This window comes from Bacillus sp. FSL K6-1003 (genome assembly GCF_037964945.1).
Lineage (GTDB): Bacteria > Bacillota > Bacilli > Bacillales > Bacillaceae > Bacillus > Bacillus mojavensis.
The window spans coordinates 2,149,352-2,164,768 of the sequence record NZ_CP150176.1 but is presented as its reverse complement, the minus strand read 5'-3'; the positions used below and the strand labels follow the sequence as shown (position 1 = coordinate 2,164,768).

The window sequence follows — 15,417 nt, the reverse complement described above, 5'->3', positions numbered from 1 at the left end:
ATGTATGCTAAGAGGTGATCATATGGCATTTGTTTTGTCGATCGGAACAAGTCTTCCTGAGAATGATGTGGATCAAGAAAAGGCGGCGGAGTTTGCCAGATATATGTTTCAGCATTCCTTTAAAGATATAGAACGGCTGTTAACCTCCTTTAAAAACGGGCAAATTGAATCGAGACAATTTGTGAGACCCATTGAATGGTATAAAGAAGGGCACAACTTTGAAGAAAAAAATCAAATTTATATAGAGGAAACACTCAAGCATAGCGTCAGGGCTGTTCAAACGTGTCTCGCAAATGCCGTATATCTTCAAGAACCCATTCCTTATGAAAAAGTGGATGCTGTTTTTTTCGTCTCCAGCACGGGCCTTTCCACACCAAGCATCGAGGCGCGGCTGATGAATGAACTCCCGTTTTCTCCTTATACGAAGCGAATTCCGCTTTGGGGACTCGGCTGTGCAGGAGGGGCGAGCGGACTTGCGCGCGCTGCTGAGTACTGTAAAGCGTATCCGGAGGCTTTTGTTCTTGTCATTGCCGCTGAGCTGTGCAGTCTGACATTTCAGCCAGAAGATAAAACGAAAAGCAATTTGATCGGCACATCACTTTTTGGGGATGGCATTGCAGCGGCATTATTATGCGGGGAGAAGGCGGACCGCCGGCTGACAAAGTTGCAGCTTTTGCCGAATATATTGGATTCGCAATCTGTATTGATGAAACAATCTGAAGATGTTATGGGCTGGGACTTTACCGACCATGGTTTCAAAGTCATTTTTTCAAGAGATATTCCGACTTTGGTTGAAAAATGGCTGAAAACAAATGTCCAGGATTTTTTGAATGGACATCAGCTTTCATTCAGCGATATTACGGTCTTTCTGGCTCATCCTGGCGGAAAAAAAGTCATTGATGCATACATTAACTGTCTTGAACTGTCACCTGAGCAGCTTGCGTCATCGCAAACCATCTTGAAAAAACACGGAAATATGTCATCGGCCACCATTCTGTATGTGATCGACCACCATCTGCAGAACGGAAGTAAAAACGAAGCAGAACGGGGGCTGATCGGTGCATTGGGGCCGGGATTTTCGTCAGAATTGCTGCTGTTCAGCTGGGAAAAGGGGGCATAACTCATGTTTTGGATGTTGATTACTGTGCTCACTGCTCAAAGGGCAGCGGAAATGGCTGTGGCGAGACGAAACGAACAAAAGGTGAAAAAACAAGGAGCGATAGAATGCGGAGAGGGGCATTATCCGTATATCATCACCATGCACATTCTTTTTTTTCTGTCTTTAATTACGGAAGTATTGCTGCTGCACAAACAGCCTTCAAGCTGGTGGTCAGGCATAGCAGCGGCTATATTGGCAGTACAAGCGATTCGATATTGGGCGCTTTGTTCATTGGGAGCATACTGGAACACAAAAATTCTTGTCGTTCCGGGTGCTGAACTTGTCAAAAAAGGGCCTTACAAATGGCTGAAGCACCCAAACTATACGGTTGTCGTATTAGAAATCATCCTGATTCCGCTCTTGTATCAAGCGTACTTTACCATGTGTCTGTTTTCACTTTTAAATGCCGTTATGCTGTCTGTCAGAATACGTGCAGAGGAGCAAGCATTACGCGAATATACAGCAAAATAGAGATTGAATATCATTCTCATCCATGTTAGAATGAAGATGAAAAAGATTCTCAATCAGGATGGTGAAGCAAATGACAATGCTGTTTTTGCTTGGGGCGGTTTGTACATATAGTGTATTAATTGGTTTTGTATTGAAAGGAATCTCTAATAAATCTGTTTGAACAATCTGGAACTTGTAAAAAGTTGCAGATTTTCTTTTATAGAAGCTGCCGTCTTCGGCAGCTTTTTTCTGTTCTCTTAAAGAAATTTGGGTCATTCTTGTGTAAAATGGAAGTGAGATGTATTCAGATCTTTCAAAAAAGATTCATAATTGAAACAGCACAAAGGGGTTCAGACTTATGATAGAACGCAGCAGGCAAGAACTTTTGTACAAAACTGGGGTACTTTATGAACAAATGGTTGAGAACCAGGATGAAAAAAGAGCGGCAAAACTGGCTTCAGTTGTTGAGAAGGCCGCAGACGATGAAATTTATATCGCGTTTACAGGACATTATTCAGCAGGGAAATCATCACTGTTAAATTTCTTGTTAATGGAAAATATTCTGCCGACAAGTCCTATTCCGACCAGCGCTAATCTTGTTGTGATCAGAAATGGAGAAAAGCGTGTTCGTCTTCATACAACAGACGGAGCGTGTGCGGAGCTGGAGGGTGCCTATCATAAAGACAAGGTGCAGCAATATTGCAAGGATGGGGAGCAGATTGAAACTGTAGAAATTTTTGACCGGTATACTGAAGTCGAACCAGGAGTTGCATATATTGATACCCCCGGGATTGACTCAACAGATGAGGCTCATTTTTTATCGGCGGCATCTATTCTTCACCAAGCAGATGCGCTGTTCTACGTGGTTCACTATAACCATGTCCATTCAGAGGAAAATGTACTGTTTCTGAGGTCAATCAAAGACAGCATTCCGAATATATATTTTATCGTTAATCAAATTGACAGACATGATGAGACCGAGACACGCTTTGAAGATTACAAGGCGCAAGTGGAGGCGATGCTTTGTCAAGAAGGAATTCCAGAGGATGCACTCTTTTTCACGTCGGTGACGGAACCGAATCACCCATTCAATCAAATCGGTATCCTGCGAAAAAAGTTAAAAAGAATCGAACAGCAGTCAAAAAGAAATTTGCATTCCATTACCGAACAAAAAGTACAGAATTTATTGAGAGAGCACACAGAGATGCTCATGAAAGAGGATACGGAAAATCCAAGTTCTGGAGAAAAGCTTGAAAAGCAAGCACGACTGGTCGATTCCCTGCAGTTTCAATCAGCCGAAGCAGCAAATAAACCGATTGAGGCAGAAAGCACGATGCAGAAGGAAGTCAATCGAATTTTAAAAAACGCTAACTTGACGCCTTTTGAAATGCGTGAATTGGCAGCAGCTTACTTAGAATCACGTGAACCCTCTTTTAAGACTGGGTTTTTCTTTTCAAAAGCAAAGACTGCACAGGAAAGAGAAAAAAGGAGAAATGAGTTTTTCTCTGATATAAAAAATAGAACGGAAGCGGAAGCGGATTGGCATATCATAGATATCTTACATAAGCTCGCCAAGGGATTTGGTATTCAATCAGCTGAAAGTGAAAAGCTGATCCAGGCTTATCGCACGCCGCTTCATGTTGATATCATTGAACGCGCAGTCAAACAAGGCGCAGCCTATTCTTCTGAATATGTCTTGCAATATACAAAAGATTTGGCAGAGCTGATCCGTAAAGAGGCGAAAGTTGAAGCATCAGACATCATCAAGACACTTACCGATACGGTAAAACAGAGCGCATCCATAGAACAGGAAACGATCAATAGCCGTCTCACACAGGAATCGGAAAAGCTGGCTTGTCTTCAAAAACAGGCCAGTCACGAACAATATGCCCGTGAGAAAGCCGGCCGCATGTGGGCGATCTGGGAAGAGGCGTCTGCAAGCCCAATAAACATAGATCTGGACTGGTTTAGAAAGAAGAAAAAAAAGGTTAAAGCTCCAGAACAGAAACAAAGCCAAGCACAGTATATGCAGCAGCAGACCCAAAAAATAGAAATAAAAAGCGGGAAAGAGCTGCCGCTTCAAGATCAGATAAAACGCTTTTACACACTGTCGGATCTATTGGGCGAATATCGTATGCTGTCAAAACAAATCTCAGCTTTTCGTGAAAGGATTAAAAGGCTGGAAGGCCGAAAATTCACACTTGCTCTATTTGGAGGATTCAGTTCGGGAAAATCCTCATTTGCCAATGCGCTGGTTGGTGAAAGGGTGCTGCCGTCATCACCGACACCGACAACAGCAACGATTAACAAAATAACGAAACCGGTAAACGGCAAATCCCACAAAACAGCGGATGTCATTTTTAAGACGGAGGATGACATTACGGCTGAAATCATGCAGCTCACAGGAATGCAAGAGGAACCACAAGGATGGTCATTTGCGGAAAAATGGAAAAAGGCAATCAAAAAAGAGCGTCTGCAAGAAGAACAAATCAATATGATTAGTCATTTCCTGCTTGCCTATGAAAAATATCAGCAATACATTCAAGCCCAAAAGATATTAACGATTCCGCTCTCCGAGTTAAAACCGTATGTAGCCGAGGAGACAACGGCTTGTGCTGTTAAGGAAGTGACCGTTTATTTTAAATGCCCGCTGACTGAAAAAGGAATTACGATCGTTGATACACCTGGGGCTAGCAGTCTGAATAAACGGCATACAGAACTTGCATTTCAATATATCAAGGATGCCGATGCGTTTTTTTACATGACCTATTACCAGCATTCGTTCTCGAAAGGAGACCGCTCATTTTTACGTAAGCTGGGACTCGTGAAAGAATCGCTCAGCATGGATAAAATGTTTTTTGTCATTAATGCTGCTGATCTAGCGAAAGATAAAGCAGAACTCGAAACAGTCACGGATTATGTCAGATCAGAGCTTTTAAAAGAAGGAATTCATGATCCGCAGCTCTTTTATGTGTCAAGTAAAGAAGAGCTCTTAGGAAAATCGAAAACGAATCATAATCAGTTCTCAAAAGTAAGAGAACAGTTAGACCAGTTTATTGAGGTCGATGTAAAGAAAGCAGCTGCGGCACAGCTTAGCTCAGAAGCAGACAAACTATGTGAAACGGTCGTACAGCTTCATCAATCTCAGCATCAGTCCAAAGAAGAAAAGGAAGCGCAAAAAAAGCGTCTTCTATTATCGTTTGAGCGGGCAGCAGCTGCTATCAAGGAACGCCGCAATTCAGAAACCATTATTGAGAAAGTAAAAAAGGATACAAGGGAGCAGCTATATCACATTACACAGCGTTTGTCCTTTTTTGCGAATGATTTGTTAAAATCATCATTTCATCCAGGTCTTCAAAATGGAGACTGGAAAAAGAATATCGGTGCGGCGATGAAAACCGTATTACATGAATATCAATTTGAGTATATTCAGGAGATCAAAACGCTCGATATTCGAATGAGCGGTTTCATCGAACGGCATATCACTGAAGAGTGGCTGGAAAGCTGTCAAAACACATTGAAGGAAGACGGTTATTTCTCCATTTATGCGGATGATCAGCTTTCTAACAGCATACAGCTGAAAGAAGTTGAACCTGAAATCGATGTACGTGCATTTGAACAGGAACAAAAACAAATCAAATCTCCGAAGCAGTTTTTTGAACAGAAAGGAAAAGCAGGCTTCATTGAAGCGGTGCGGACGAAGCTTATGAAAATAACGGAGCTCTGGATCAAAAATGAAGAAGAAAGCCTTATATCTCATTATGCTGAATATGTCAGACGCCTGCAGTATGAAATGGCGGAAAAAGCATTGGCGCAAATAGAGGGTCAAAGAGATACGTATGTAGAAGGATACGCAGAAGGGGAACGTATGAAAGAGGTTGAAGAAGCATATCAAGCATGTATAACTTGGCAGAGATCAGGTGATACAATCAAAATGTAAAAATTCAGTTGGCTTGCATTTCAAGTCATGATAGACTAAATAGAAAAAGCGAGATGAACGATTGATGTCTGAGGTACATAAAGCAATTTCTGCACATTCTGCAAAACAGCACGAGCATATTAAAACATTTATGCAGCTTGAACACCTTCGTGAAATGGCGATTGAAGAAGCTGTTGCGAAATGCAAAAACGATGAGCCATTTTCCACAGATGCCATTAATGAAGTGACAGAAAAGATGAATCAGCTGGCCAAGAAAGGCATCGTACCGACTAGACGTCTGGTATCAAAAGAAATGGTCAAAGAATACGTCAGCCGCACATAAGCTGGATGATCCTGCCTCGAGTGCAGATCCCCCGTTACGCGCATACTATATGTATCCGACGTAAGGGGGGATTTATGTTGGGCAGAACAAAGCTGGGTAACAGAAATGCACAGGCCAATAACAATGCCAAAAAGAAAAACGGGTTTCAAACCCATTTCGACTCTTACGCAGGACGTGAAGCTGAAAAGCTGATTGCCAGCAATAAAAGACATAACGATTGATTGAACCATCCAAAACAGTATCTCTATACAAGAGATGCTGTTTTTTTATTTTCGCGTCACTTATGGTAAAATAGATCGACTGATAGAAAAAGGAGTTATCATATGAAAAATAAATTATTGCTTGTTGACGGCATGGCTCTTTTATTCAGGGCATTTTTCGCCACAGCCGTGCATCGCAACTTTATGATAAATGACAGCGGGGTTCCGACAAACGGCGTCAACGGATTTTTGAAGCATTTAATCACAGCCGTGGAAACATTTCAGCCTACACATGTTGTATGCTGCTGGGATATGGGCAGCAAAACGTACCGGAATGATCTGTTCCAGAATTATAAGGCAAACCGAAGCCAGCCGCCGGTTGAACTGATCCCCCAATTTGATCTGGCAAAGGAAGCGGCCGCTGAACTTGGCATCATGAATGTTGGCCTTGCCGGATATGAAGCGGATGATTGCATTGGAACACTTGCAGCTATGTTTTCTGAAGAAGCCGATATTACGATCGTAACAGGCGACAGGGATTTACTTCAGCTGTTAACGGACAAAGTAAGCGTTGCGCTGCTACAAAAAGGAATCGGCAATTATAAAGTGTATACAAAAGATGTATTTTACGAAGAAACAGGTGTCCTGCCCAAGGCTTTAATTGACATCAAAGGGCTGATGGGCGATTCCAGTGATAATTATCCCGGAGTAAAAGGCATTGGAGAAAAAACCGCGTATAAACTGATTCGTGAATACGAAACAATCGACCGCTTGCTGGAGAATCTGTCGCTTCTTCCAAAGGGACAGCAGGGGAAAATTCAGCAAGGTATAAGCGACCTGGAAATATCGAGAAAGCTTGCTGAAATTAACTGCTCGGTTCCGTTAGTCTGTACGCTGACAGAAGCTGTTTTTACATTGCAAATGGAGCAGGCGGCTGTCATGCTTCGCCGCCATCAAATCAAAGGAATTGAGCGTATGCTTGAAAAACTGAACGCTAGAGAGATCGTGTAAGATCACCTCTAGCGTTTTGTATTGCTTTTTTTAGCTCTTTCCTCAAGCTCTGTTTTGGGGTCATTATGTGTATTTCCTTCTAAATCGCCTTGCGGGGAAACACCGCCGGTCAGCCGGCCCTTATCTTTCTTTTTCATATTTGTTCACCTCATCAATAGGATGAACCATACTGCTTAATTTAATTCCTGTCATTCATCCGAATCGCTTCTTTTGCCAGCTGATCGGCTTTTTGGTTTTGCTTTCCCGGAATCCATTTGATGAAAAAAAGAGGGAAGGCTGATTTTAATCGGATGATTTCTTCCAAAAACGGCTGAAACGCTTTGTTTTTCACGATTTCTATATCGGCTGCGCGTTCCACGATATCTGAATCAGTTCGAAAGGAGACCGATTGATACCCGCGCGTTGCACACAGTTTCATGCCTTCAATTAACGCCAGAAATTCTGCTTCCTGATTGGTATGCATTCCGATTGGAATCGAGAAAGATTCTGCTTTTCCTTCATGTTTGATAAAAATGCCGATGCCAGAAGGCCCTGGATTACCGGCGCTCGCTCCGTCAACATATATTTCTGTAGGCATCATGTACTCCTTTCGTCACTCGGAATTATTTTTTTCGCCGCATAAGCATATGGCAGCGAAATCAGAGAAACCGCAAACTTAATCAAATATGTAGAAATAAAAATATGAAGCCAAACATCTGCCGGATATGTGCCAAAAAAAGCGACTCCGGTAAAAATGAATGTATCAAACAGCTGGCTGACTGCTGTACTGCCGCCGTTTCTCAGCCATAGAAGCCGATCGGAAGGAAATATCCTTCTAATTGCAGAATATACATAAACATCCAGTGTTTGGCTGAAGATAAAGGCAAGCAGACTTCCCAAAGCAACTCTCGGGAGAAAACCGAAAATCGTTTCCAGCGCTGTTTGTGAAATATCGCTCGAAGCGGGTTCGAAAAGCAAAACGCCCTGCATAACAAATGTCAGTGTCAGGAGAGTCGAAAACCCAAGCCATACAGCTTTTCTCGCTTCAGCTGGCCCGTATTTTTCATTCAGCACATCTGTAGCAAAAAAGATTGTGCCGTACATCACATTCCCAAGCGTTGCTGTTAAGCCAAACAGTTCAACCGTTTTGACGACTTGAAGGTTGGCACAGACTGTTGCAAAGCCGATCCACACAAATAAACCCATTTTGCCAAATCCTTTATAAAATAAAAGAACAATGATAAAATGAATGATCGCAAAAAAGATCCAAAAAGAGTTATTAAACAAAATGAAGAAGCTTCCTTTCCGGGTTAATAGTGGTTTGATTATAGCACAAGCCCGGCAACTAATGAATGGTAAGGTGATTATATTGAATCTCAGACCGCACATGAAAATAGAAGCAAAAGGGACAGGGCCTGTCTCGTTTTTGGGCGAAAACTGGCTGACTGTTCAGGAAGCGCGTATGCTTGCGAGGGAACTCGGCCGTTTTCCTTATATGAAGGAACTTGAATTCGAAGATGAGAAGGGCGGCATCTGGACGCTGAAGGAATTAGAAAAGCTGACTGAGGAGCTTGCGCATGAACCCGATGACATTACCGTTTATTTTGACGGCAGTTTCGATAAGGAAAGCCAGCTGGCCGGGCTCGGAATCGTCATTTATTATACATTGGGAGGGACGCGCCACCGTTTAAGAAAAAATAAAAGCTTCCGTCTGAAAACCAATAACGAAGCTGAATATGCCGCTCTTTATGAAGCAATAAGAGAAGTAAGAGAGCTCGGAGCTAGCAGAAATTCAATCACGATCAGAGGGGACTCTCTTGTTGTGCTGAACCAGCTTGTCGGCAGCTGGCCTTGCTATGATCCCTCCCATAATGAATGGCTTGATAAAATAGAAGCGCTTCTTGAGTCACTAAAGCTGAGTCCGACATACGAAACGATACAGCGAAAAGAAAATCAGGAAGCTGATGGCCTCGCAAAAAAAATCCTATCTCATCAATTCGTAGAAAGCCACATGAAATTAGACTGTAACGGAGATGACAATATTGGATAAGAAAGCTATATATAAGGAACTGACAGAACTGCAAGATGAATATTGCAAGGACTGTTTTATTAAGAAGCAGTTTCGCAAGGAATTTGGCAAAACATATGCACATTCATTTTGTATCAATAAATGTACAGTGGGTGAAAAGCTTAAGTCATATGGAGATGTCTTAACTAAGCACTAAAAAATAAAACCGCAGAAGCTGCGGTTTTATTTTTGGAATTCATCCAGCTGATGCTGACAGGCATCTAACAGCTGCTGTTGCTGCTGTACAAATTCAGGATCATCAAGAGCTGCCAGTTCTTGAGACAGTGAAAGTTCTCTGGCGTCCTCGATGGCTTGGTATGCGGAATTGAGTACTGTGGAGCTTCGGCCTCTTGTAGCGGCGCCGGTCGTTTTCTGCGCTGTTTCCACCGCTAGCTCCAGCTGCCGTTTATCGGTAAATCCAGTCTGATCCTCATCATGAAATTCTGAGTTCACAAAAAAACACCTCCGCAACTATTTTGCAGAGTTTTTTTATAATTTATGTGCCAAAATAGAAAATAAAATAAAAAATAAGCCGATATAACTATTGAACCTGAATGAGTAGGTCTGTTTTACTATTTGAGGTATCTTGGTAGAGAAGGGGAACACAGCTATGGATGATAAAGACTTAAAATCAATCCTTCACAAAACATTTATAGAAATATACAATGATTTAGAAGAACTTGCGGATATTGCGAAAAAAGGAAAGCCATCAATGGAAAAGCATATTGAAGAGATTGAGCAGAGGTGCAAACAAAATATTTTAGCGATCGAAATTCAAATGAAAATCAAATAGGAGAGGCATTTGCCTCTCCTCTATTTGTCAACTTGTATTGAGTTTAGAGTTTTACAACATTAGAAGCTTGAGGTCCACGATTACCTTCGACAATTTCAAATGAAACTTCTTGTCCTTCTTCTAATGATTTGTATCCTTCTCCTTCGATTGCTGTGAAGTGAACAAATACATCGTCTCCGCCTTCTACTTCAATGAAGCCGAATCCTTTTTCGTTGTTGAACCATTTTACTTTACCGTTTTGCATATTGCTTAATTCCTCCTAGTACTGTAGCACCCATGTGCTAAAAAAAATTTTGTCATCATTTAACTTCGTTGCGTTGTTAAATGATGGTTCAACTATACACCATCTGGCAGCACGCGTCAAGTTGCGAAACTGCTTATTTTTCAAAAAAAGGGCACATTTCTCAAAAAAAATGTAACCGCTTTTACGAAAATGTGGATGTGAATAAAAAGAGCACACGATTTTTCGTGTGCTCCTGAAAGAACATCAGTTAAGAAAGCGCCTTGGCTTTTTGTTTGGTCGTCATCATTTCTGATTCCTTCAAAATATCCTCCAAAATCACTTCAGAGGAGTGTGCCAAATGAAGACTCTTAATGTTCTTCTTCATTCGCTGTAAGGTATCCTCATCTGAAAGAAGGGAGGTGACAGCCTCTAGAATTTCTTCATGCCGGTTCACGACAATGGCAGCCCCGCGGTCCTCAAAGAAAATTGCATTTTCTTTTTCTTGTCCAGGAACTGGTTTGTACAGAATAACAGGAACACCGATAGCAGTTGCTTCTGTCAACGTAATGCCGCCTGGTTTTGTAATCATGCAATCTGTGACCCGAAAGAGCTCGTCAATTCGCTCAACATAGCCGAGAACCTTTAATTTATCGCCGTTTTCTGCTTCAAGTACGCTCAGGGATTCTTTTAAATCCGTATTTTTTCCGCATACGACAACCACTTGCACCTGATCATCCATGACAAGGTTTTCGCATAACTCTTTTACGTTCTTTAATACACCGTGTGCGCCAGCCATGATGAGCAGCACTTTTTTGTCAGGCGAAAGATCGTATTTTTTATAAATCGGCTCAACCGGCAGAGATTCTTCAAATTGAGGCCTGATCGGGATACCCGTAATCTTTACGTTGCTGGGATGTGTGCCGATCTCAATCAGTTTTTCCTTCACATAATCTGTCGCTACATAATATTTATCCACATTTTCGTGAACCCAAATTTTATGAAGGCAAAAATCAGTCATGACGTTGAAGGTAGGTATAACCCTACCTGTTCTCCGTCTGTATTCGGGTACGACGATCATCGGAAATGTATTAATAATGATATCGGGCTGATGTTCTTCCACAAGTTCGCCCAATCGTTTATTTCCCATTTTAAAGTAAATATTGAATTTGCGTTTATTATAGATTTTGTCAACTCCGTAATAAAACAAACGATAAAACTGTTTTCCGATTGAGAAGCTTTTTAAATAAAGGTACTGAGTTACCTCTGAAACAATCGGATTTGACTCTTGGTACAAATTAGAAACTGTTACATGCTGAAAGCCTAGACGTACACATTGTTCATAAAGCGTTTTGGCTACCTGTACATGTCCATTTCCGTAATTTGCAGTCAAAATTAATACTCTTTTATTGGTATTCAAGTAAATTCACCTCAATGTAATCAACAACAAGCAAGCTTCATGCATCGTAAGGAGTTATTGTCTATACATAAACATAACACAAATACATAATTGAATTATTAATGCAGTGAAAAAATTAAGCTAATTTTAAAAGATTCGGATTCCAGTATTTTAAATTTTTGTTATACGCATACTGAATCAGATGTATTTTATCATATTTTTTGCTCAGCGTATCACTTAAAAAAGAAAAATTAGTCCCATTCATAAGGAGTTTCTTGGTAAACATAATAATTAAGCCAGTTCATAAACAATAATGTCGCATGTGCTTTCCAGCGATTTACAGGCTCTTTGCTGTCTTCTGCGAAATAATGTTTCGGCGTCTCGACAGTCGAAAGGTTTCGTTCCAGATCTCTTTCATACTCTTGAAGAAGCGTATTTGTATCATATTCAGGGTGTCCTGTTAAAAAGACTTGTTTTTCGTCTTTTGACACAATTAAGCAAACCCCTGCTTCCTTTGATGCAGTAAGAATGTTTAACTCGGGCACTGCTTGCAGTTGTTCCATATTTATATCTGTATGCCGGGAATGCGGCACGTAGTATAGCTCGTCAAAACCTCTTACCAATCTTTCGTGCTTGGAAAGAACAGTATGTTCAAACACACCAAAGATTTTTTTCGGCATTTCAATTTTTTCCACGCCGTAATGATAGTACAAACCTGCCTGAGCACCCCAGCAAATATGCAAGGTTGACGTGACATTCGTTTTGCTCCATTCCATAATCTCCTTGAGCTCTTCCCAATAAGAAACATCTTCAAACGCCAAATGCTCAATCGGCGCACCGGTGATGATCATGCCGTCAAATTTCTTATGACGGATATTGGAGAATGTCGTGTAAAACTCATCAAGGTGTTCCCTTGCTGTATTTTTCGGTGTATGTGTGCTTGGAATTAAAAATGTAAAATGGACCTGTAAAGGCGAATTCCCAAGCAGTCTGAGCAGCTGAGTTTCCGTTTGAATTTTTTTCGGCATTAAATTTAAAATAATGATTTTCTGCGGCCGGATATCCTGATGGAATGCTCTGCTTTCATCCATTACAAAGATATGTTCACTCTCAAGCACCTGTTTTGCCGGCAGGTGTGTAGGTATATTAATAGGCAACGTGCCACCTCCATCATTTCCCCGTTAATTTTCTTCATTATAGGAATTTTCTCGCCAATTTTCAATCTATCTAAAAGGGTTTGGAGGGGAACAGCAGAAAACACTATATAATAAACGCAAACATATGACTTTTGGTTTCACTGTAATGAGTTTTTTCAGGTGTCATGTGATCCATACAATAATAGCTCCCTCTTATTAGACATGTTTCTGTTCATAAGCAAATGATCCTATGGGGGAAGAACATCTGTTGAGCACGATGTCTGTACAAATGAACAGCTGGCCAATTCATAAAACTATATGTATATAAGCTTCCGTTTTGTTTTGAAACAGGAAAAAAGGTAAAATAATCACAGCACTCAGGTTCAGTAGGAGGGAATTTCAATGTCTATATATAATATGAGGGTACGGACCATTACAGGTAAAGACATGACACTTCAGCCATTTGCCGGAAAGGTGTTGATCATTGTAAATACAGCCAGTAAATGCGGCTTTACACCTCAATTTAAGCAGCTTCAGGAGCTGTATGATACATACCAGCCGGAGGGCCTGGAGATTTTAGGGTTCCCCTGCAATCAATTTATGAATCAGGAGCCTGACGATGAGGAAGGCATACAGGAATTTTGCAAAACAAATTACGGTGTTACGTTTCCCATGTTTTCAAAAGTGGAGGTGAACGGAAAAAACGCCCACCCGCTTTTTGTGTATTTGACAGAACATGCGAAAGGCATGCTCGGAACAAAGGCAATCAAATGGAATTTCACTAAATTTGTAGTGGACAGAAACGGAAAAATAGCCGGCCGCTATTCGCCAAACACAAATCCGAAAGAGCTGGAAGACGTTATTGCGAAGTTATTAGGACATTAAAGAGGGTGTTTTGGTGCAGGATCGAAAACGGATGCAGACAGAGCAAATCAGGACATGGGTCAAATCTGTTCTGAACGGGGAAAGCTCGGGTCATGACTGGCTTCATGTATCAAGAGTTGCAAAGCTTGCTTTATATATTGGGAAAAAGGAAAATGCGGATTTGTTCATCGTTGAAGCGGCAGCCTTGGTTCATGATTTGATTGATGTGAAGCTGCCTGACGCAGCCAGGCTTTCAGTCAGCGAGGTGTATGAACGGCTTGTTTCTTTAGGAGCCGGAAAAGAAGAGGCTGAAAGAATTATTCACATTATTACAAGAATGTCCTTTCGGGACAGGGAAAAGTTCGGAAAAGAACAGCTTTCACTTGAGGGGAGAATTGTACAGGATGCTGACAGGCTGGATGCGATCGGGGCAGTAGGAATAGCAAGAGCGTTTATGTTTGCTGGCGCAAAGGGACATCGCCTTTATGGAAATAATAAGAGTGCCTATGCCCACTTTTTCGGCAAGCTGCTGCTCCTCCAAGATATGATGAATACAGATACCGCAAGAGTAATCGCTGACGAGAGGCATAAATTTATGCTTCATTTCGTCAGTCAATTAGAAAAAGAAATTCCCGGAATTGATATTGAAACACCGTAATAGAAGGCGCGGGGCGACTATGTTAGAATAAGTCACATATAGGCTATAGGAGGACAATCATGAAGATAAAATCAATTGAACCGACGCCAAGCCCGAACACAATGAAGGTCATCTTAACGGAAGAGCTTCCGGCGGGCAAAAGCAATAATTATAAACCGGATCAGGCAGAAGGCGCCCCGCCTGTTGTCGTGGAAATCCTAAATATTGAAGGAGTTAAAGGGGTATATCATGTTGCCGACTTTCTTGCGGTTGAACGGAACGCCAGATATGACTGGAAAGACATTTTACCGCAAGTCCGGACGGCATTTGGAATGGAAAGCGCTGAGAGTGCAGAAAACCGCTCGGAACAAGAGTCATTTGGAGAGGTGAAAGTTTTTGTACAGATGTTCAGCGGAATTCCTATGCAAGTCAAATTAACAGATGGCGAGCGTGAAGAACGCTTCGGGCTTCCTGACCGTTTTCAGCAGGCGATCTTAAAACTCAGAGCTGAAGCGTCAAATGTTGTATTTGAACGAGCCTGGAAAGAACAAGGCGTCAGATTCGGCGATTTTACTGAAATCGGCCATGACGTGACAGAAGAGCTTCAGGCCGCATACAGTGATGAAAGGCTGAAACGGCTGACGGATGCAGCGGCTCAAGGGAAAGGCGAAACGAAACAAACGGTACAGCGCAAAGCCTATAAAGTCACGCTCGACATGCTGGATGATGAGGATTGGAAACAGCGTTACGCACACTTGGAGCAGATGGATCCAAAAGAAGAGGACATCCCCGTTTTGCAAAAAGCATTGGATGATCCAAAGGTATCCATTAGAAGGCAGGCTGTTGTGTATTTAGGAATGATTGAATCACCTGATGTTCTTCCTCTATTGTATAAGGCGCTTGAGGATAAGTCTGTATCGGTGAGAAGGACGGCTGGAGACTGCCTGTCTGATATCGGCGACCCTCAAGCCATCCCTGCGATGATAAAATCGTTAAGCGACTCGAGCAAGCTAGTCCGCTGGCGCGCCGCTATGTTCCTTTACGAAGTCGGTGATGAAAGCGCAATTGAAGCTTTGCGGGCTGCTGAAGATGATCCAGAATTTGAAGTGAGCCTTCAAGTGAAAATGGCGCTGGAACGAATTGAACATGGTGAAGAGGCAAAAGGTTCAGTCTGGAAGCAAATGACAGAAAGCAGAAGAAAAGGCGAATAAAAAAGAAGGAAAGGTGCAGATCATGCAC

21 protein-coding genes are annotated in these 15,417 nt (G+C 41.8%); 13 read left to right on the top strand and 8 right to left on the bottom strand.

The genetic code is table 11. The features are described 5' to 3' along the window. Positions 1-22: 22 nt before the first annotated feature. From NSU16_RS10855 to NSU16_RS10825, 7 genes are all read left to right on the top strand, one after another. Positions 23-1,120 carry a type III polyketide synthase gene (locus NSU16_RS10855; protein WP_339190808.1) on the top strand — a complete coding sequence of 366 codons (1,098 nt, stop codon included), beginning with the start codon at positions 23-25 and terminating at the stop codon, positions 1,118-1,120. Positions 1,121-1,123: 3 nt separating this feature from the next. Next, positions 1,124-1,630 carry an isoprenylcysteine carboxyl methyltransferase family protein gene (locus tag NSU16_RS10850; RefSeq protein WP_010334675.1) on the top strand — a complete coding sequence of 169 codons (507 nt, stop codon included), beginning with the start codon at positions 1,124-1,126 and terminating at the stop codon, positions 1,628-1,630. Between the two features lie 70 nt (positions 1,631-1,700). After that, positions 1,701-1,790, top strand: coding sequence for a Fur-regulated basic protein FbpC (gene fbpC, locus NSU16_RS10845; protein WP_100069434.1), 90 nt, complete (start codon positions 1,701-1,703; stop codon positions 1,788-1,790). A 177-nt stretch (positions 1,791-1,967) separates the two neighbouring features. Next, positions 1,968-5,549, top strand: a complete 3,582-nt coding sequence (locus tag NSU16_RS10840; RefSeq protein WP_339190804.1) for a dynamin family protein — start codon at positions 1,968-1,970, stop codon at positions 5,547-5,549. A gap of 64 nt (positions 5,550-5,613) precedes the next feature. Next, positions 5,614-5,871, top strand: a complete 258-nt coding sequence (locus NSU16_RS10835) for a YpbS family protein (RefSeq protein ID WP_010334673.1) — start codon at positions 5,614-5,616, stop codon at positions 5,869-5,871. Between the two features lie 74 nt (positions 5,872-5,945). Beyond that, entirely contained in the window at positions 5,946-6,092 is a 147-nt protein-coding gene (locus tag NSU16_RS10830) for a hypothetical protein (RefSeq protein ID WP_003230761.1), read from the top strand. A 102-nt stretch (positions 6,093-6,194) separates the two neighbouring features. Further along, on the top strand, positions 6,195-7,082 hold the full coding sequence (locus tag NSU16_RS10825; protein WP_168748092.1) for a 5'-3' exonuclease: 888 nt from the start codon (positions 6,195-6,197) through the stop codon (positions 7,080-7,082). Positions 7,083-7,090: 8 nt separating this feature from the next. Here NSU16_RS10825 and sspL read toward each other — a convergent pair whose 3' ends face one another. The 3 genes from sspL to NSU16_RS10810 are packed head-to-tail and all read right to left on the bottom strand — an operon-like array spanning position 7,091 to position 8,348. After that, positions 7,091-7,219, bottom strand: coding sequence for a small, acid-soluble spore protein L (sspL, locus tag NSU16_RS10820; RefSeq protein ID WP_010334670.1), 129 nt, complete (start codon positions 7,217-7,219; stop codon positions 7,091-7,093). Positions 7,220-7,260: 41 nt separating this feature from the next. Further along, on the bottom strand, positions 7,261-7,659 hold the full coding sequence (locus tag NSU16_RS10815) for a reverse transcriptase-like protein (protein ID WP_010334669.1): 399 nt from the start codon (positions 7,657-7,659) through the stop codon (positions 7,261-7,263). Further along, positions 7,659-8,348, bottom strand: a complete 690-nt coding sequence (locus NSU16_RS10810; RefSeq protein WP_268446017.1) for a queuosine precursor transporter — start codon at positions 8,346-8,348, stop codon at positions 7,659-7,661. The genes NSU16_RS10815 and NSU16_RS10810 overlap by 1 nt, the downstream gene beginning before the upstream one ends. 82 nt (positions 8,349-8,430) lie before the next feature. Here NSU16_RS10810 and NSU16_RS10805 point away from each other — a divergent pair, with 82 nt between their 5' ends. Both NSU16_RS10805 and NSU16_RS10800 read left to right on the top strand, forming a co-directional pair. Further along, complete coding sequence (locus NSU16_RS10805) at positions 8,431-9,111, top strand: ribonuclease H family protein (protein ID WP_268446018.1); 681 nt, start codon at positions 8,431-8,433, stop codon at positions 9,109-9,111. Further along, positions 9,104-9,286 (top strand): zinc-finger domain-containing protein, encoded by a 183-nt coding sequence (locus tag NSU16_RS10800; RefSeq protein WP_024121802.1) that lies wholly within the window; start codon positions 9,104-9,106, stop codon positions 9,284-9,286. The genes NSU16_RS10805 and NSU16_RS10800 overlap by 8 nt, the downstream gene beginning before the upstream one ends. A 26-nt stretch (positions 9,287-9,312) precedes the next feature. Here NSU16_RS10800 and NSU16_RS10795 read toward each other — a convergent pair whose 3' ends face one another. After that, positions 9,313-9,582 (bottom strand): DUF2564 family protein, encoded by a 270-nt coding sequence (locus tag NSU16_RS10795; protein WP_010334664.1) that lies wholly within the window; start codon positions 9,580-9,582, stop codon positions 9,313-9,315. A gap of 157 nt (positions 9,583-9,739) precedes the next feature. On the opposite strand from NSU16_RS10795, the gene degR reads away from it, so the two are divergent. Next, positions 9,740-9,922 carry a transcriptional regulator DegR gene (degR, locus tag NSU16_RS10790; protein ID WP_010334663.1) on the top strand — a complete coding sequence of 61 codons (183 nt, stop codon included), beginning with the start codon at positions 9,740-9,742 and terminating at the stop codon, positions 9,920-9,922. A gap of 43 nt (positions 9,923-9,965) precedes the next feature. On the opposite strand, the gene cspD is transcribed toward degR, so the two are convergent. The 4 genes from cspD to metA form a co-directional block, all read right to left on the bottom strand. Beyond that, positions 9,966-10,166, bottom strand: coding sequence for a cold-shock protein CspD (cspD, locus tag NSU16_RS10785; RefSeq protein WP_003153604.1), 201 nt, complete (start codon positions 10,164-10,166; stop codon positions 9,966-9,968). A 15-nt stretch (positions 10,167-10,181) separates the two neighbouring features. Then, positions 10,182-10,337 (bottom strand): hypothetical protein, encoded by a 156-nt coding sequence (locus NSU16_RS10780; protein ID WP_157722699.1) that lies wholly within the window; start codon positions 10,335-10,337, stop codon positions 10,182-10,184. 76 nt (positions 10,338-10,413) lie between these two features. After that, positions 10,414-11,562, bottom strand: a complete 1,149-nt coding sequence (locus tag NSU16_RS10775) for a diglucosyl diacylglycerol synthase (protein WP_101864408.1) — start codon at positions 11,560-11,562, stop codon at positions 10,414-10,416. A 230-nt stretch (positions 11,563-11,792) separates the two neighbouring features. After that, the gene (metA, locus tag NSU16_RS10770; RefSeq protein WP_339190801.1) at positions 11,793-12,698 is read right to left on the bottom strand and encodes a homoserine O-succinyltransferase; all 906 of its coding nucleotides are present in this window, start codon (positions 12,696-12,698) and stop codon (positions 11,793-11,795) included. 381 nt (positions 12,699-13,079) lie between these two features. On the opposite strand from metA, the gene NSU16_RS10765 reads away from it, so the two are divergent. From NSU16_RS10765 to NSU16_RS10755, 3 genes are read left to right on the top strand one after another with little or no spacing between them, the layout of a single operon-like run. Continuing rightward, on the top strand, positions 13,080-13,562 hold the full coding sequence (locus NSU16_RS10765; protein WP_268505063.1) for a glutathione peroxidase: 483 nt from the start codon (positions 13,080-13,082) through the stop codon (positions 13,560-13,562). A 31-nt stretch (positions 13,563-13,593) separates the two neighbouring features. Further along, positions 13,594-14,199 carry an HD domain-containing protein gene (locus tag NSU16_RS10760; RefSeq protein ID WP_339192680.1) on the top strand — a complete coding sequence of 202 codons (606 nt, stop codon included), beginning with the start codon at positions 13,594-13,596 and terminating at the stop codon, positions 14,197-14,199. A 59-nt stretch (positions 14,200-14,258) separates the two neighbouring features. Then, positions 14,259-15,389: a conserved virulence factor C family protein gene (locus NSU16_RS10755; RefSeq protein ID WP_010334657.1), complete on the top strand. Its 1,131-nt coding sequence runs from the start codon at positions 14,259-14,261 to the stop codon at positions 15,387-15,389. Positions 15,390-15,417 lie beyond the last annotated feature (28 nt).